The sequence below is a fragment of the Litchfieldella rifensis genome, assembly GCF_042646605.1.
GTDB classification, from domain to species: Bacteria; Pseudomonadota; Gammaproteobacteria; order Pseudomonadales; family Halomonadaceae; genus Litchfieldella; species Litchfieldella rifensis.
This window is the reverse complement of record NZ_JBHRUG010000019.1, coordinates 1-17,236: the sequence shown is the minus strand read 5'-3', so window position 1 is coordinate 17,236 and position 17,236 is coordinate 1. Positions and strand designations below refer to the sequence as shown.

17 protein-coding genes are annotated in these 17,236 nt (G+C 63.6%); 13 read left to right on the top strand and 4 right to left on the bottom strand.

Annotated features, from left to right (window positions below):
• The 3 genes from ACFOEV_RS09385 to ACFOEV_RS09375 all read right to left on the bottom strand — a co-directional run.
• On the bottom strand, nucleotides 1-528 hold a 528-nt coding region (locus tag ACFOEV_RS09385; protein ID WP_386773197.1), incomplete at its 3' end, for a cytosine permease.
• A 67-nt stretch (nucleotides 529-595) separates the two neighbouring features.
• Nucleotides 596-1,966, bottom strand: a complete 1,371-nt coding sequence (locus ACFOEV_RS09380; RefSeq protein ID WP_386773195.1) for an NCS1 family transporter — start codon at nucleotides 1,964-1,966, stop codon at nucleotides 596-598.
• Between the two features lie 103 nt (nucleotides 1,967-2,069).
• The gene (locus ACFOEV_RS09375; protein ID WP_386773193.1) at nucleotides 2,070-2,810 is read right to left on the bottom strand and encodes an aspartate/glutamate racemase family protein; all 741 of its coding nucleotides are present in this window, start codon (nucleotides 2,808-2,810) and stop codon (nucleotides 2,070-2,072) included.
• A gap of 447 nt (nucleotides 2,811-3,257) precedes the next feature.
• On the opposite strand from ACFOEV_RS09375, the gene puuE reads away from it, so the two are divergent.
• Nucleotides 3,258-4,199 carry an allantoinase PuuE gene (puuE, locus tag ACFOEV_RS09370; RefSeq protein ID WP_386773191.1) on the top strand — a complete coding sequence of 314 codons (942 nt, stop codon included), beginning with the start codon at nucleotides 3,258-3,260 and terminating at the stop codon, nucleotides 4,197-4,199.
• 112 nt (nucleotides 4,200-4,311) lie between these two features.
• On the opposite strand, the gene ACFOEV_RS09365 is transcribed toward puuE, so the two are convergent.
• Nucleotides 4,312-5,754: a YfcC family protein gene (locus ACFOEV_RS09365; RefSeq protein ID WP_386773189.1), complete on the bottom strand. Its 1,443-nt coding sequence runs from the start codon at nucleotides 5,752-5,754 to the stop codon at nucleotides 4,312-4,314.
• A 323-nt stretch (nucleotides 5,755-6,077) separates the two neighbouring features.
• On the opposite strand from ACFOEV_RS09365, the gene ACFOEV_RS09360 reads away from it, so the two are divergent.
• The 12 genes from ACFOEV_RS09360 to ACFOEV_RS09305 form a co-directional block, all read left to right on the top strand.
• Nucleotides 6,078-6,920, top strand: coding sequence for a MurR/RpiR family transcriptional regulator (locus ACFOEV_RS09360; protein ID WP_386773187.1), 843 nt, complete (start codon nucleotides 6,078-6,080; stop codon nucleotides 6,918-6,920).
• A 263-nt stretch (nucleotides 6,921-7,183) separates the two neighbouring features.
• Nucleotides 7,184-8,011: a transporter substrate-binding domain-containing protein gene (locus tag ACFOEV_RS09355; RefSeq protein WP_386773185.1), complete on the top strand. Its 828-nt coding sequence runs from the start codon at nucleotides 7,184-7,186 to the stop codon at nucleotides 8,009-8,011.
• A gap of 9 nt (nucleotides 8,012-8,020) precedes the next feature.
• On the top strand, nucleotides 8,021-8,698 hold the full coding sequence (locus ACFOEV_RS09350) for an amino acid ABC transporter permease (RefSeq protein ID WP_386773183.1): 678 nt from the start codon (nucleotides 8,021-8,023) through the stop codon (nucleotides 8,696-8,698).
• Nucleotides 8,695-9,351 carry an amino acid ABC transporter permease gene (locus ACFOEV_RS09345; protein ID WP_386773181.1) on the top strand — a complete coding sequence of 219 codons (657 nt, stop codon included), beginning with the start codon at nucleotides 8,695-8,697 and terminating at the stop codon, nucleotides 9,349-9,351. The genes ACFOEV_RS09350 and ACFOEV_RS09345 overlap by 4 nt, the downstream gene beginning before the upstream one ends.
• Nucleotides 9,332-10,060: an amino acid ABC transporter ATP-binding protein gene (locus tag ACFOEV_RS09340; RefSeq protein WP_386773179.1), complete on the top strand. Its 729-nt coding sequence runs from the start codon at nucleotides 9,332-9,334 to the stop codon at nucleotides 10,058-10,060. Before ACFOEV_RS09345 ends, ACFOEV_RS09340 begins: the two co-directional genes overlap by 20 nt.
• 190 nt (nucleotides 10,061-10,250) lie before the next feature.
• Complete coding sequence (locus ACFOEV_RS09335) at nucleotides 10,251-11,078, top strand: bifunctional allantoicase/(S)-ureidoglycine aminohydrolase (RefSeq protein ID WP_386773177.1); 828 nt, start codon at nucleotides 10,251-10,253, stop codon at nucleotides 11,076-11,078.
• 162 nt (nucleotides 11,079-11,240) lie between these two features.
• Complete coding sequence (locus ACFOEV_RS09330; RefSeq protein WP_386773175.1) at nucleotides 11,241-11,729, top strand: ureidoglycolate lyase; 489 nt, start codon at nucleotides 11,241-11,243, stop codon at nucleotides 11,727-11,729.
• A 292-nt stretch (nucleotides 11,730-12,021) separates the two neighbouring features.
• Nucleotides 12,022-13,797 (top strand): glyoxylate carboligase, encoded by a 1,776-nt coding sequence (gene gcl, locus ACFOEV_RS09325; RefSeq protein WP_449280238.1) that lies wholly within the window; start codon nucleotides 12,022-12,024, stop codon nucleotides 13,795-13,797.
• A gap of 48 nt (nucleotides 13,798-13,845) precedes the next feature.
• Nucleotides 13,846-14,622, top strand: a complete 777-nt coding sequence (hyi, locus tag ACFOEV_RS09320; RefSeq protein ID WP_386773173.1) for a hydroxypyruvate isomerase — start codon at nucleotides 13,846-13,848, stop codon at nucleotides 14,620-14,622.
• 66 nt (nucleotides 14,623-14,688) lie between these two features.
• The gene (locus tag ACFOEV_RS09315; protein WP_386773171.1) at nucleotides 14,689-15,576 is read left to right on the top strand and encodes a 2-hydroxy-3-oxopropionate reductase; all 888 of its coding nucleotides are present in this window, start codon (nucleotides 14,689-14,691) and stop codon (nucleotides 15,574-15,576) included.
• A 228-nt stretch (nucleotides 15,577-15,804) separates the two neighbouring features.
• Nucleotides 15,805-17,115, top strand: coding sequence for a glycerate kinase type-2 family protein (locus ACFOEV_RS09310; protein WP_386773169.1), 1,311 nt, complete (start codon nucleotides 15,805-15,807; stop codon nucleotides 17,113-17,115).
• On the top strand, nucleotides 17,112-17,236 hold a 125-nt coding region (locus tag ACFOEV_RS09305; protein WP_386773864.1), incomplete at its 3' end, for a pyruvate kinase. The genes ACFOEV_RS09310 and ACFOEV_RS09305, both read left to right, overlap by 4 nt.

The window sequence follows — 17,236 nt, the reverse complement described above, 5'->3', positions numbered from 1 at the left end:
GATGCCTTGCCAGAAGATCGCGATCTGGAACACCCATACGATCACGAAGGACACCCAGGCCACGCCCGACAGCCCCAGGAACGTGCTGCCGTCGCCGGCGCCGAACAGGGCCGTGATCAATAGTGCGACCGCGGTGGAGGCGAAATAGGTCTGCACCCCGTACCAGAAGATACCGATGATCGCCCGCAGCATGGCGGGGAAGTTGGCGCCGCGCACCCCCATGCTGGCGCGAATCATCACCGGGAAGGGAACCCCATATTTGACGCTGGGCTTGCCGGTCAAGTTGACCAGGTACATCACGATGACGCCGGCCAGGATGATGGCCGCCATCACCGCCCAGCCGTTCAGGCCATAGGTCAGGAACAGCGAGGCCGCCAGGGTATAGCCGAACAGGCTCTGGATGTCGTTCGACCACACGTTGAAGATCTCGAACCAGCCCCAGGAGCGCTTGCTGTGCGGTATCGGGGCCAGGTCTTCGTTATAGAGCGTCGGGTCGATGCTCTGGATATCCAGATCGCTATCTTTCATCGGGTTCACCATTGTGCTTGTTGTGGTGGGCCCGGCCTGCCCGGCGAGGCCGGGCAGGCCGAGGCGATCAGCTACGGAAGCGCTGGCAGGGGGCCCAGTGCTGCATCAGCAGATAGTAGGTGGCGCCGGCCGGAATCAGGCTGGCGTACCAGGACACTGCGGAGAAGCTCAGCGCGGCGACGATGCCGACGGCAGTGGCGATCAAGGCGGCGTAGTTGACGCCGCGGTAGGGCCCTTGCTCGTCGTACAGCTTGGCCAGATCCAGGGTGCGACGACGGATCAGGAAGTAGTCGACCACCAGGATGGCGAAGATCGGGCCCAGGAACGCCGAGTAGGTCTGCACGAACAGCTGCAGGCCGGCGGCGGATTCGTCCTGCACCAGCTTCCAGGGGAAGGTGGCGAAGGCCAACAGGCCGACGATCACGGTGGCGGTGCGGAACTTCAGCTTGAAGACGTCCATCAGCACATAGGTCGGCGGCACCACGTTGTTGAGCACATTGGTGGTGACCTGGGCGAAGGCGATGAACAGCAGCGTGGTCATCAGCAGCGGGGTGTTGTCGACGGCATTGGCGAACACCTTGATGGGGTCGGCGACGCCGGTGGCCTCGGAAACCATGAACCCGATCAGGCCCATGAACAGGGTGCAGGGCAGAATCGACATCGAGTAGATGGTGGTCAACAGCCCCGGGCCGGTACCGTGCTTGTGCTCGCGGGCATAGTCGCCGACGTTGAGGATCATGGTGCTGTAGATGCCCAGGAACAGCATGGTGGCGCCCCAGAAGGGCAGACCCCAGGAGCCTTCCATGGTCAGCAGGTTGGCCGACAGCACATCGCCGTAGCGCACCACCGTGCTGTAGAACATGTAGACCAGCGAGGCCAGGATGAAGGCGCTGCCAATGTTCTCCAGCCACTTGATACCCTGGAAGCCGAGCACCGACAGGCCGATCTGCAGGAACTGGAAGGTGATGAAGAAGAACACCAGGTTGTCGAAGCCGAACAGCGTCGCCGACACCATGTTCAGGGCGCCGGCGCCGATCCAGCTCTGGAAACCGTACCAGACCACCGCGGGCACGGCACGGACCAGCCCCGGCAGGCGGGTGCCGGCAAAGCCGAAGGCGCTGCGCGCCTGGACCATGAAGGGAATGCCGTACTTGTAGCCTGCCGCGCCATTCAGCGCCAGGGCGATACCGATCACGAAGCAGCCGATGGCGATCGCCAGCGTAGCCTGTATCAGGTTGAGGGTGCCGACGACGCTGGAGCCCATGGTGAAGGTACCGATCGACACGCACCCGCCGAACCAAGCCAGCAGGTAGGAGGTGCGACCCATGATGCGGGTCTTCTGAGGGGCGAGGGATTCGTCGCCCGGGGACTTGGTGGTGGTGACTGCCGGCTGGTCGGCCAGGGTGGCCTGGGCCCGCAGCTGCTCGCTATTGCTCATGGTGATGTCCTCGCAAGGTGCTATCGCGGATTTGTTTTTTTACGCCCCGCCTGCGGCGGGATGTCACTTGCGGCGTGCTCGTGTTGTTGGGGTCCTGTGCGACTCAAAGGTTGAGATGGGAAAGGTGCTCGAAGCGCCCGGTGAAGGCCTTGGGTCTGGGAAAGGCCAGGTCGCCATGCTTGCTTGTCTCGAGGCCCAGCCCGACCAGCGCCTCGGCCAGCTTGACCGCCGCGGTGACGCCCTCGATCACCGGCAGCCCCACGGCCTCGCGGATCTGGCCGGTCAGCTTGGCCATGCCGCCACAACCGAGCACGATGGCCCCGATATTGTCCTCCTCCTTGGCGCGCCGGCATTCGGCGATCACGCGATCCAGCGCGGCATCGGCGTTTTCCTCCAGATCCAGCACCGGGATTTCCGCGGCGCGCACCCGTCGGCAGTGATGACGGAAACCGTAATTGTCCAGCAGGTGCTCGGCGATGATGGCGGTGCGTCCCAGGGTGGTGACGATGGAGAAGCGGGTGCTGATCAGGCTGGCCATGTGGAAGGCCGCTTCGGCGATGCCGATTACCGGGGCTCGGGTCAGTTCGCGCGCGGCCTGAAGCCCGGGATCGCCGAAGCAGGCGATGACATAGGCATCGGCCCGCTCGCGCTCACCAGCCAGGACTTCTTCCAGGACACCGACGGCACTGATGGCCTCGTCGAAGTGGCTCTCGATGGAAACCGGGCCATGCGCCGGTTGGGTGGCGCTGATGCGGGTGTTCGGCGCGGCGATCTGCCGGGCAGCCTCGCCGATCGCTGCCGTCATGTCGGCGGTGGTGTTGGGGTTGATAACGCGAATGTGCATTGGCGGTCATGCTCCTGGTGCAAGGGACTTATTCTTGTGAACAAAAATATTTGTCTTTGTACACAAAGTAGGCCATGGTGTTGGCAAAAGCAAGCCCGCGTGGCATTTCGCAAGCAAGTATTTTTTATCGTTTAAAAACAGGTGGCTATCCTGATTTTGCTGATTTCTTGGGGATTTTGGGGCGATGACGGACGGTCGTGCTGTATAGCCTTTCGTCGTAGCGATGCGCTTGCTTGAATTTTTTGTATACGAAAAGCGGGAGGCCTTGTGAGTGCGAGACCCGAAGGCGAAGCCGGAAGCGTTGATCGCGATGAGCAGAGAAGGCGACGCGAGGCTTGCAAGCCAACTGCATACAGTCTATTTTCAATATTGTATACATAAAGTGTCGCCCAAAGTGATGGCGGAATGCACGACCGGGCAACCAGACAATAAGAAGGAAGCTGCTCTATGAACGCTGCCAGCAATGACGACTATCCACGTGACCTGATCGGTTATGGTCGCACCCCGCCCCAGGCCAACTGGCCGGGCCAGGCGCGCATCGCCGTGCAGTTCGTCCTCAACTATGAGGAGGGCGGCGAGAACTGTGTTTTGCATGGCGATGCCGGTTCCGAACAGTTCCTCTCCGAGATCATCGGCGCGGCCTCCTATCCCGACCGTCATCTGAGTATGGAGTCGATCTACGAGTACGGCTCGCGGGCCGGCGTTTGGCGGATCCTTCGCGAGTTCGAACGCCGCGGCTTGCCGCTGACGGTGTTCGGCGTGGCCATGGCGCTGGAACGTCATCCTGAGCTTGCCCAGGCGTTCAAGGAGCTGGGTCACGAGATCGCCTGTCATGGCTACCGTTGGATTCATTATCAGGAAGTGCCGGAACACATCGAGCGCGAGCATATGCAGCGCGCCATCGAGATCTTCCAGTCGCTGTATGGCGAGGCGCCGCTGGGCTGGTATACCGGCCGTGACAGTCCCAACACCCGGCGTCTGCTGCTCGACGAAGGCGGTTTCCTCTACGACAGCGACTACTACGGCGACGACCTGCCATTCTGGACCCGGGCGAAGGACAGCCAGGGGGAGACCCATACGCACCTGGTGGTGCCCTATACCCTCGATACCAACGACATGCGCTTCGCCGCTCCCCAGGGGTTCAACACCGCGGATCACTTCTTCACGTATCTGCGCGATGCCTTCGATGTGCTCTATGCCGAAGGGGAGGAGACGCCCAAGATGCTCTCCGTGGGCATGCACTGCCGGCTGCTCGGCCGCCCGGGACGCTTCCGTGCCCTGCAGCGCTTCCTCGACCACATCGAGGCCCATGATCGGGTATGGGTGACGCGACGTGTGGATATCGCCCGCCACTGGGCCGAGCATCATCCGGCGCCTCAGGCGAGCTGAAGCGATGCGTCGGGTCGGCTCGGGGTCTATGGTAAGGCGCGCGCACCACCTCCGCCGTGACGATGGAGGTGATGCGCGGTGCTGCCGGAGGGGTGTCGCTGGAAGGTGTGTTTCAGCCGACCCATTGCGTGGCTTGGGCGAAGGCCAGGAAGACCAGCGCGATCAGTACCCATACGCAGAACAGCGGGAAGAAGAACTTGACCCACTTCTGCCAGGGCACGCCGGCGATGGCCAGGGTGGCCATGAAGTAACCGGAGGTCGGGTAGAGGATGTTGCCCATGCCATCGCCGAGCTGATAGGCGAGTACCGCGGTCTGGCGTGTCACGCCGATCAGGTCGGACAGCGGCGCCATGATCGGCATGGTGACCAATGCCTGGCCGCTGCCGGAGGGCACCACGAAGTTGAAGCCCAGCTGGGCGAAGTACATGCCGATGGCCGACATCAAGGTGGGCAGTTCGCCGACCAGATTGCCCAGGCCGTAGACCAGCGTGTCCATGATCTGGCCATCTTCCAGCACCACGGCCACGCCGCGGGCGATACCGGCGATCATGGCGCCGACCAGCACGTCGCGGAAGCCCTTGTTGAACGCCTCGCAGATGCTCTCGGTGGTCAGGCCGGCGATCAGGCCGACGACGATGCCCATGACGATGAACAGTCCGGCCATCTCCATCATGAACCAGCCCTGGCGCAGCACGCCGTAGACCAGCAGACCGAAGAAGGCGAAGGTGGCGATGGCGGCCAGCTTCTGCCGGCCATTGGCGACCAGTGCCCCCTCATCGGTGGCGTGCTGGTACAGCGAACGCTTCTCGGCCTCGGTTTCGTCGCCGGCCATCAGGCTCAGCGCGGGATTCTCGCGTACCTTGCGCGCATAGCGCATGACGAAGAAGACGCCGGCACCCAGCACCACGACGAAGGCCATGGCCCGCAGCCCGAAACCGGAGTACAGCGGCAGATTGGAGAGCTGCTGGCCGAGGCCGGTGTTGATCGGGTTGAGAATGCCGGTGGTGAAGCCCGCCGTGGTGGCGCACAAGGCCACGGCGGCAGCGGTCACCGAGTCGAAGCGCAGGGCGATCATCAGCGGCAGGATCACCGGCACATAGACCAGCGCCAGTTCCTGGGTGCCGATGATGGTCGCGACCACGGCGAATACCGTCATCAGCACCGGGATCATCAGCAGGCTGCGATTGGCGAACTGGCGGCTGAGCTTGTCGACACCGATCTCGATGATGCCGGTGCGCCGCAGCACCATGAACATGCCGCCGATCATGAAGGTGAAGAACACCACCTGACCGGCACTCATCAAGCCATTGGGAATCGCCAGCATGAAGTCGACCAGGCCCACTGGCGTCGAGTCGACGAACTGGAAGGAGTCCGCATCGATGGTGGTGCGGCCGTTGGGGCCGGGGATCCGTTCGTACTGGCCGGCCGGCACGAAATGGGTCGCCACCGCCGCGATGGCGATGAACAGGAACAAGATCACATAGATATGCGGTATCTGGAAAGAGGGCTTCTTGGTGCCCTGGGCGCTGGTGGCGCTGGCGGGTTGCTGGGACATGAGGTGCCTCGCATTTGTTGTTGAGTGTTGCAGGGGCCGTGCCGCCTCTGTGTCGGCATCGAATCAAGAAGCGAAGTCATGGCCTCGCTTCGCTAGTGGGCAAGAGCCGCGATCGCTGATTCAGCGACCGCGGACGCTTGCCTATTTCTGATTGAAGATCATTTTGGAAATTATTTCCACATATTTCTTCCTCGGTCCGTCGAGGTGAGCGTGGCAGGTACTGCCCTGTGTGGCACCCGGCACCGGCGCAACGGGGGATAATTGTTAATCCGCTATGGATGAGGTATCCATACAGCACATCGTTATCGACATTGCAGGTTGCCATGACGCCACACATCGGTCAGCGAATTACGGCGCAGTATGATGCGTTGAGCACCCAGGAGCAGCGGGTCGCGGCCTTCATTCTCGACCACTTCGACGACCTGGCGGTGTACAGCGCCGCCGATCTGGCGCGCTTGACCGGGGTTTCCAAATCCACGGTCAGCCGGCTGTTTCGGCGCCTGGGCTTCGATAGTTATCAGGCCGTGAAGGTGCATGCCCGGCAGTTGCGCAGTCTGGGCATGCCCCTGGTCACCGATGCCGATGCGATGGAGGGCGATGGCGAGCGCTTCAAGCGTCATCTCCAGCGCGAAGAGGAAAACCTGCGGCGGGCTCTGGCGGGAATCGAGCCCCGGGTTTTCGAAGACGTCGTGCACTGTCTGGATCGTGCACGCCAGGTCGTGGTGGTGGGATTCCGCAATAGCTACCCACTGGCGATGCACTGCCGACAGCAGTTGATCCAGGCGCGAGAGCAGGTCAGGTTGGCACCCGAACCCAACCAGTCGCTGGCCGAGGAACTGGTCGGTCTGGGGCAGGAGGATCTCGTGGTCCTGTTCGGCTTCCGGCGTCGCCCGCGGATTTTCGAAGACGTGGTAAGGGCGTTCGACACCATTCCCTGCCGGGTGCTGCTGATCGCCGATGCCACGGCCGCCGGTTTCGAAAGGCAGGTCGACTGGCGGTGGGAATGCGCGCTCGACAGTATCTCCGCCTTCGACAGCTATGCCAGTGCGATGAGTCTCATCAGTCTGCTGGCCAATGGATTGTTGCATCATCGTCTCGCTCAAGGCCGTAGCCGTATCGATGCGGTGAGTGAGCTTTATGAGCAGTTGGATGAGCTCTCCCCCTGATGGCGCTCTGACCACGGTCCGCGCGCCATGATGGTGCGCCCCGCCTTGTTCTCCCGCCCTCAGTGCCCCAAGAGAGGGCCACGGTGACGCTCTCACCACGACAACATGCAGCGCCAAATCAGCTAATGGTTTGATCGACAACGAATGTTCGATTTCCTGGCATGCACCTTGCCCTTATATGAAACGAAAGTTTCTTTAGTGATAGTCATGAGACATTCGTTTCAAAATAACGCATATGCAGTTCAGCTGCCAGGAGGACATCGATGGGATCTCGGGATCGTGGTTTCAAGGGCATGAAACGGGGGCTCGCCACCGGCCTGTTCGCGATAGCGGCTTTGGGGGCGGCTGTCATCGGTCAGTCGGCCCAGGCCGATGCCTTGTCCGAGATCGAGCAGCGCGGCACCCTGCGTGTCGCCGTGCCGCAGGACTTTCCGCCGTTCGGCTCGGTGGGCACCGATCTGCAGCCGCGCGGCTACGATATCGACATGGCGAACTACTTGGCCGACGAGATGGGGGTAGCGCTCGAACTGGTGAGTGTGACCAGTGCCAATCGCGTTCCGTTCCTGCAGACCCGCCAGGTAGATCTAGTGATCTCGAGCCTGGGCAAGAACCCGGAGCGCGAGGCCATGATCGATTTCTCCAATGCCTATGCGCCCTTCTTCCTCGGGGTATTCGGCACCAGTGACAGCGAGCCGATGGGATCGGCGGAAGCGCTCAGCGGCAAGACCATCGGCGTGACCCGCGGTGCGGTGGAGGACATGGAGCTCACCGAGATCGCACCTGACGACACCACGATCCAGCGTTTCGAGGACAATGCGACCACCATTTCCGCCTTCCTGTCGGGACAAGTGGATTACATCGCCACCGGCAACCTGGTGGCCGCCGAGATCGCCGGGCGCAATAGCCAGCGGGCGCCGGCGCTGCGCTATCAGCTCAAGGACTCCCCTTGCTACATCGGCATGAACAAACAGGAGCCGGTGCTGATGGCGAAGGTCAACGAGCTGATCGCCCAGGCCTTGCAGGACGGCACTCTCGAGGCGCTCTCCCGGGAATGGTTCCATGCCGGCCTGCCCGACAATTTCGGGATGTGAGGCGGGCTCATGGGGCTGATTCTTGATTTCACGACGCTGCTGCCCTATGCCGGCGAGCTGTGGCGAGGGCTGGCCACCACGGTCGTACTGACCGTGGTGACCACCCTGGCGGGCTTGATGCTGGCCGTCGTCGTGGCCTATCTGAGGCTGCATGCCAGCGTGTGGGTCCGGCGGACATTGGGTGGTTACGTCGAGCTGACCCGCAACACCCCTTTCATCGTTCAGCTGTTCTTCATCTTCTTCGGCCTGCCGGCGTTCGGCATCAAGATCGACGCGGTCACCGCCGCCTTCCTGGCCATGACGTTGAACCTGGCGGCGTATTCCGCGGAGATCCTGCGTGCCGGGATCGAGGCCACGGGGCGCGGCCAGCTCGAGGCGGCCCGGACCCTGGGCATGTCGAGACTGCAGAGCTACCGCCATGTGGTGCTGGTGCCGGCCTTCGCGCGCATCTACCCCGCCCTGACCAGCCAGTGCATCATCGTCATGCTCGGGTCGGCGGTGGTTTCGCAGATCTCGGTGTTCGACCTGACCTATGCGGCCAACTTCATCCAGTCGCGCAATTTCCGCAGCTTCGAGGTGTATCTGTTGGCCACCGCCGTCTACCTGTTACTGGCGGTCGGCATGCGCCAGGCGTTCATGCTGGCCGGGCGTCGCCTCTTCGCCTATCGACGGGGGGAGCGAGCATGATCGAGTTCACGCTGTGGGATATCGTCCGTAATCTGTTGCTGGCGGCACGCTGGACCGTCGTCCTGTCGCTGATCGCCTTCCTCGGCGGTGCAGCATTGGGCTTCGTGCTGACCCTCCTGCGCCTGTCGGGGGCGAAGTGGCTCCGATACCCGATCAACATCTATGTGGATGTCTTTCAGGGGACGCCGCTGTTGATGCAGCTGTTCCTGGCGTTCTTCGGCGCGGCCGCGCTGGGTTTCAATGTCTCGGCGTGGGCCGCGGCATCGCTCGCCCTGACGCTATTCACCAGCGCCTTTCTCTGCGATATCTGGCGGGGCTGCATCGAGGCGGTAGCCAAGGGGCAGTGGCAGGCCTCCCGCGTTCTGGGACTGAACTACTTGCAGACGATGCGGCATGTCATCCTGCCCCAGGCGCTACGCCTGTCGGTGCCGCCCACGGTCGGTTTTTCGGTGCAGGTCATCAAAGGCACGGCCCTGGCATCGGTCATCGGCTTCGTCGAACTGACCAAGGCCGGCACCATGCTCAACAATGCGACCTTCGCGCCCTTCACCATCTTTGCGCTCGTGGCATTGCTCTACTTTGCCCTCTGCTATCCGCTGTCATGCTATTCGCGCTACCTGGAGAGAAAATTATATGACGCTGGTATGCGTTAAGGATCTGCATAAGTCCTTCGAGGCGCTGGAGGTTCTCAAAGGCGTGGACCTCGAGGTCGCCCCCGGCGAGGTCGTCGCCATCATCGGTCGTAGCGGTTCCGGAAAGAGCACCTTGTTGCGTTGCCTGAACCAGCTCGAGCAGCACGATGGCGGTACCATCGAGATCGCCGGCCAAGAGCTCGACGCCGAGGCCATGGCGCCAGGCGATTTGAGCCGCAACGTCGGCATGGTCTTCCAGAGCTTCAACCTGTTTCCCCACAAGACCGTGGGCGAGAACGTCATGCTGGCGCCCATCGTCGTGCGCGGCAGGGAGAAGGGGGCAGCCGCCCGCCTGGCGAGGGAAGTGCTCGACAAGGTCGGCATGCTGGAGAAGTTCGGCGCCTATCCCGCGCAGCTCTCCGGCGGCCAGCAGCAGCGGGTGGCCATTGCCCGGGCGCTGGCCATGAGCCCCAAGGTCCTGCTCTGCGATGAGGTCACCTCGGCCTTGGATCCCGAGCTGGTGGGCGAAGTGCTGCGGGTACTCGAAGCGCTGGCCGCGGAGGGCATGACGCTGATCCTGGTCACCCACGAGATGAAGTTCGCGCACGATGTCGCCGATCGCGTCGTTTTCATGCACCACGGGCGCATTCACGAGCAGGGTGACCCCAAGACCCTCTTCGACCATCCTCGCTCTCCCGAGCTGAAGCAATTCCTCTCAGCGGTCCTCTGACCCGACGAGTCCGCTGCCTTCCCAAGCTCATGATCGCGTGGCCGCCGGTTCGGCGGCGGGCACCTGAAAGGCTAATTCATCCACGACCATTTTTGTATACAATTGTCGTGGATGCTTGCTTCGGCGCGGAACGAAGGCTAATCTGAAAATAAATTCCATATTCATAAAAATCTTGATGAAAGGATGGACGATGGCCAGCCGTAATTACTATGCGCCGACAGGCGGTCTGCCGCCGCAGACCCAACTGCTCTCCGACCGGGCGGTGTTCACCGAAGCCTATGCGGTGATCCCCAAGGGCGTGCTGCGTGACATCGTGACCAGCAAGCTGCCCTTCTGGGACAATACCCGGCTGTGGGTGCTGTCCCGTCCGCTGTCCGGCTTCGCCGAAACCTTTTCGCAGTACATCATGGAGGTGGCACCCGGCGGTGGCAGCGACAAGCCGGAGCTGGACCCCGGCGCCGAAGGCGTGCTGTTCGTGGTGGAAGGCGAACTGAGCCTGACCCTGGCCGGGGAACGGTATGTCATGCGACCGGGTGGCTATGCCTTCCTCCCGCCGGGAAGCCGCTGGCAGGTACGCAACGATGCCGACGCGCCGGTGCGTTTTCACTGGGTGCGCAAGGCCTACGAGCCTGTCGAGGGCATCGAGGTACCGGAGGCCTTCGTCACCAACGAGAACGACATCCCGCCGACGCCGATGCCGGACACCGACGAGAAATGGGTCACGACCCGCTTCGTCGACCCGGAAGATCTACGCCATGACATGCATGTCAATATCGTCACTTTCCAGCCCGGCGGCGTGATTCCCTTCGACGAGACGCACGTCATGGAGCATGGGCTCTACGTACTCGAAGGCAAGGCGGTCTATCACCTCAATCAGGACTGGGTCGAGGTCGAGGCGGGCGACTACATGTGGCTGCGCGCCTTCTGCCCGCAGGCCTGTTATGCCGGTGGTCCGGGGCCGTTCCGCTATCTCCTCTACAAGGACGTCAACCGCCACATGAAACTTCGCTTGACCTGAGAACTGTCTGCGCTTGCCCATACGGCGTTAAAAATCAGCTTAAAATGCTCATTTACACCCCCGCAAACTCCACTTTTGCGCTGATTTTTGCCTTGTCTGACCTTCGCTCGCCGAGCTTTCAGGCCAAGCGAGGCGGCGTGGGCCCGCGCTGAGGAGACCACCATGCTGGAACTGAAAGCCGAGCCGCTGACGCCGGAGGCCTTTGCGCCTTTCGGCGACGTCATCGATACGCGCACCGCCGACTATTTCCCCATCAACGCCGGCCGCACCCGGCGTTACCACGACCTGGCCAGGGTCGAGACCCTGGGCGAGGAGGCCCGCACGCTGATCAGCATCTTCGTCAGCCAGCCGGTCGAGGTGCCGCTGACACTCGAGTTCCTCGAGCGCCATCCGCTGGGCAGCCAGGCCTTTATGCCGCTGCACGGCGAACGTTTCCTGGTGGTGGTGGCACCGCCGGGCGAGAGCATCGACCCGGGAGAGGTGCGCGCCTTCGTCACCGATGGCCGTCAGGGCGTCAATTACCGTGCCGGTACCTGGCATGCCATCCAGTCGGTGCTGGAGCGCGAGGGCGAGTTCCTGGTCGTCGATCGCGGTGGCCGGGGCAACAACTGCGATGAGCATCCGCTGGCGGTGCGGGTGACGCTCGACTGATTCGCGCGCCTGGACGCCATTTTGCAAGATGCCTTTCCATGACTCGTGGGGTCGGCGGTTCATCCGTCGGCCCCGTCGGCGTGTCCGGCCGCGGGCCCGCTATCGCGGGTCGGTCCTGCCTCTGCCTGGGTTTCGCCCGTCGCCTGCCACGCCAACTCCTTGACCGGCAAGGTGGTTCGTCGATTTCTCATATTTTTAATGGAAATATTTTCCACGAAATATTGACAGGTTGTGTTGTCCCGCCTAGTTTTGAATACAACAACAATGCTCGTGTCACTGAGGAGGAATCGTCGTGGCCAGAATGACAGCAGCAGAAGCCGCCGTTCACGTCTTGAAGAAGGAAGGCATCGATGTCGCCTTCGGCTTGCCCGGCGCCGCCATCAATCCCTTCTACGCCGCCATGCGCAGGATCGGAGGCATCGATCACGTGCTGGCGCGCCACGTCGAGGGGGCTTCGCACATGGCCGAGGGCTATACCCGTACCAAGGCCGGCAATATCGGGGTCTGCATCGGCACCTCCGGGCCGGCGGGCACCGACATGATCACCGGCCTCTACTCGGCCAGCGGCGATTCCATTCCGATCCTGTGCATCACCGGCCAGGCGCCGCGTGCCAAGCTGCACAAGGAGGACTTCCAGGCGGTGGATATCCAGGCCATCGCCGGTCCGGTCACCAAGTGGGCGGTCACCGTGCTGGAACCGGCCCAGGTGCCGCGGGCCTTCCAGCAGGCGTTCCAGTTGATGCGCTCGAGCCGCCCCGGCCCGGTGCTGATCGACCTGCCCATCGATGTCCAGATGAGCGAGATCGAGTTCGACCCCGATACCTACGAGCCGCTGCCGGCCTACAAGCCGAGTGCCTCGCGGGCGCAGGTCGAGAAGGCGCTGGCGATGCTCAACGAGGCGGACAAGCCGTTGCTGGTGGCGGGGGGCGGCATCATCAATGCCGATGCCGCCGAGCAACTCGTCGAGTTCGCCGAGCTCACCGGGGTGCCGGTCATCCCCACCCTGATGGGCTGGGGCACCATTCCCGACGACCATCCACTGATGGCCGGCATGGTCGGGCTGCAGACCTCGCATCGCTATGGCAACGCCACCATGCTGGCCGCGGACTTCGTGATGGGGATCGGCAACCGTTGGGCCAATCGCCATACCGGCTCGGTGGAGACCTACACTAAGGGTCGCAAGTTCGTGCACGTGGATATCGAGCCGACCCAGATCGGCCGGGTCTTCGGCCCCGATTACGGCATCGTCTCCGATGCCAAGGCGGCGCTCGAGCTGTTCATCGAGGTGGCCAGAGAACTCAAGGCCGCCGGCAAGCTCAAGGATCGCCGCGCCTGGGCCGAAGAGTGCCAGGAGCGCAAGCGCGCCCTGCTGCGCAAGACGCACTTCGACAACGTGCCGGTCAAGCCGCAACGCGTCTACGAGGAAATGAACAAGGTGTTCGGCAAGAATACCCGCTATGTCAGCACCATCGGCCTGTCGCAGATCGCCGGCGCGCAGTTCCTGCACGTCTTCAAGCCGCGGCATTGGATCAATTGTGGCCAGGCCGGCCCACTGGGCTGGACGATTCCGGCCGCGCTGGGAGTGCGGCGCGCCGACCCCGACGCCGAAGTCGTGGCGCTGTCCGGTGACTACGATTTCCAGTTCATGGTCGAAGAGCTGGCCGTCGGGGCGCAGTTCAAGCTGCCCTACCTGCACGTGCTGGTGAACAACTCCTACCTGGGGCTGATTCGCCAGGCGCAGCGTGGCTTCGACATGGATTACTGCGTGCAGCTGTCGTTCGAGAACATCAACTGTCCCGAGATCAACGATTACGGGGTCGATCATGTCTCGGTGGCCGAAGGCCTGGGCTGCAAGGCATTGCGCGTCACTCAGCCGGACGACATCGCCCCGGCCTTCGAGAAGGCCCGTGAGCTGATGCGCGAGCATCAGGTGCCGGTGGTGGTCGAGATCATTCTCGAGCGGGTGACCAATATCGCCATGGGCACCGACCTCGACGGCGTCAACGAATTCGAGGAACTGGCGGAGAACCTCACCGATGCCCCGACCTCGATCGCGTCGCTGACCTGACAAGGGCGACACGCGGACCAAGACAAGCAACACGACAAGGAGCGGACCATGCCTAAATTTGCCGCCAATCTCAGTATGCTGTTCACCGAGGAGGAGTTCCTCGATCGCTTCGAGGCGGCCGCCGAGGCCGGCTTCAGGGGCGTCGAGTACCTCTTCCCCTACGCCTATCAACCGGCCGAGATCAAGGAGCGCCTTGGTGCCCATGGCCTGACCCAGGTGCTGCACAACCTGCCGGCCGGCGACTGGGGGGCCGGGGAGCGCGGTATCGCCTGCCACCCGAACCGGGTCAGCGAGTTCCGCGAGGGGGTGGAGCAGGCCATCGAATACGCCACCGCGCTGGGTTGCCAGCAGGTCAACTGCCTGGCCGGCATCCAGCCGCAGGGCGTGAGCCAGGAGCAGGCCCGGGAGACGTTGATCGACAACCTGCGTTTCGCCGCCGACAAGCTGTCGCGGGAAAACATCCTGCTGTTGGCCGAGCCGATCAACACCCGCGACATTCCCGGCTTCTTCCTCAATCGCACCGAACAGGCGTTGTCGCTGTTCGATGCCGTGGGCAGTGACAACCTCAAGCTGCAGTACGACATTTACCACATGCAGATCATGGAAGGGGATCTGGCGATGACCATGGAGAAGCACCTGGCGCGCATCGCCCATATCCAGCTCGCCGACAACCCGGGGCGTCATGAACCGGGCACCGGTGAAATCAACTACCCCTTCCTGTTCGCCCATCTCGACCGGCTGGGCTACGACGGCTGGATCGGTTGCGAATACAAGCCCAAGGCTTCCACGCGTGAAGGACTGGGCTGGTTGGACGGCGTGCGCTGAGCTCCCTGAGCTGAATGCGCCCGAACAGGACAAACACGAATTCCGCCTGACGGAAGGAGAGAGATTATGAGCAAGATCGGTTTTATCGGCCTGGGCATCATGGGGCGCCCCATGGCGGGCCACCTGCTGGATGCCGGCCACGAGATCGTGACCGTCGAGCATCATAAGCCGCTGCCGGCCGAGCTGGCCGACAAGGGCGCCAAGGCCTTGGCCAACCCCAAGGCGGTGGCCGAGGCCTCAGAGATCGTCATCACCATGGTGCCGGATACCCCGGACGTGGAACAGGTGCTGTTCGGCGAAGGCGGGGTCATCGAGGGCCTCAAGCCCGGCACCCTGGTCATCGACATGAGCTCCATCGCGCCTCTCGCCACTCAGGAGTTCGCCAAGCGCATTCATGAGGCCGGCGGCGAATACGTCGATGCACCGGTCTCCGGTGGCGAGGGTGGGGCCATCAATGCCGCCCTGACCATCATGGTCGGTGCCACCCAACAGGGCTTCGAGCGCGCCAAGCCGATCCTCGAGGTCATGGGCAAGACCATCACCCATATCGGCGGCCATGGCGACGGCCAGACCTGCAAGGTCGCCAACCAGATCGTCGTCGCCCTGACCATCGAGGCGGTGGCCGAGGGGCTGTTGTTCGCCTCGAAGGCCGGTGCCGATGTGGCCAAGGTGCGTGAATCGCTGCTCGGTGGCCTGGCGCAGTCGAAGATCCTCGACGTCCACGGCGAGCGCATGATCAAGCGCACCTTCGATCCGGGCTTCCGCATCCGCCTGCACCAGAAGGATCTCAATCTGGCTCTGGAAGGCGCACGCAGCCTGAACCTGGCACTGCCGGGCACCGCCAATGCCCAACAACTGTTCCAGGCCTGTGCCGCGCATGGCGGCGCCGACTGGGACCATGCCGGCATCCTGCGCGCACTGGAAGCCCTCGGCGACCACGAGGTCGGCCAGTAAGCGAGTCGAGAATCAACGGGGGCGTGCCCCCGCCGAGTTGGCAGGCGTCGGGTCGTCGTCTGCCATCGCCACGCCGTGACGTCTGGGGCCGTTCTCGCGTCGTGCGAGCGGCCCAGGCTCTCGCGTGGCCCTCCACCGGTGGCAGGCCTCACCCTGTGCTGCCTTTGCCTGTCGCCGGATTTTTTGTGATCTCTCGTTGCCCCTGGCGCCTGCCCGAGGAGTCTGCCGATGAATGCCTTTGCTCCCTCCGCTCCCTTCACCACTGAGGTGGCCACGCGCCAGTGGCTGACACGCCTGGCCGAGACGGCGGTGGCCGCCGTCCATCCCGACAGCTTGCTGCCGGATCAACTGCCCCCACCGCCGGCCGGTCGCACCGTGGTGGTCGGGGCCGGCAAGGCCGCCGCGGCCATGGCGCGGGCCCTGGAAACGGCCTGGCAGCGACACCACCCCGCGGCCGAGCTCTCCGGGCTGGTGGTGACCCGTTACGGCCATGGCGAGCGCTGCCGGCGTATCGAAGTGCTCGAGGCCTCACACCCCATGCCCGACGAACTGGGCGAGCGGGCCGCGCGTCGCATGCTCGACGCGGTGCGTGACCTGGGCTCGGACGACCTGGTGATCGCGCTGGTTTCCGGCGGCGGCTCGGCACTGATGACGCTGCCGGCGCCGGGGCTGACCCTGCACCAGAAGCAGGCCATCAACAGGGCGTTGCTGCGTTGTGGCGCACCGATTCGCGAGATCAACACCGTGCGCCGTCACCTGTCGGCGATCAAGGGCGGGCGTTTGGCCGCCTGCGCGCATCCGGCCCGGGTGGTGACCTACCTGATCTCCGACGTGCCGGGCGACGATCCGACCCTGATCGCCTCCGGCCCCACGCTGCCCGATGACTCCACCCCACAGGACGCCCTGGCGATTCTCGAGCGTTACGCGATCGAGATTCCCGACAGTGTCCGCCGTCATCTGGTGGCGGACGACAGCGCGCCGCGGCCAGATGCCGGCGATTTCGCGCGCGACGAGGCAGTGGTGTTGGCGCGCGCCCGCGACGCCCTGGAAGCGGCTCGCGAACATGCCGAGCGCGAGGGGCTGGAGGTGAGGGTGCTGGGCGATGCCCTGGAGGGCGAGGCCCGCGACCTGGGACGTGCCCAGGCGCGCCTGGCGCTCGAGCGCCAGGGAGAGATCGAACGGCCACTGTTGCTCCTCTCCGGCGGCGAGACCAGTGTCACCGTACGTGGTGACGGTCGCGGCGGGCGCAACGTCGAATACCTGCTGGGGTTGTTCGAGACGCTCGAGGGCGCCGAGGGCATCCACGCCCTGGCCATCGATACCGATGGCATCGACGGCTCCGAGGACAACGCCGGCGCGCTGTTCGGTCCCGCGTGCTGGGCGCGCGCTCGTGCCGCACGACTGTCACCCCCGGATTACCTGGCGCGCAACGATGCCTACAGCTTCTTCGCCGAGCTCGACGACCTGATCGTCACCGGCCCGACCCGTACCAACGTCAACGATTTCCGCGCCATCCTGGTGCTGCCGAGGTCCGCATGAATCCGATGCCCCACACGCCCATTCGCCGCACCAAGATCGTCGCCACCCTGGGCCCGGCCAGCGACCGCGAGGGGGTGCTCGAGGCCATGATTCGTGCCGGGGTCGACGTGGTGCGCCTGAA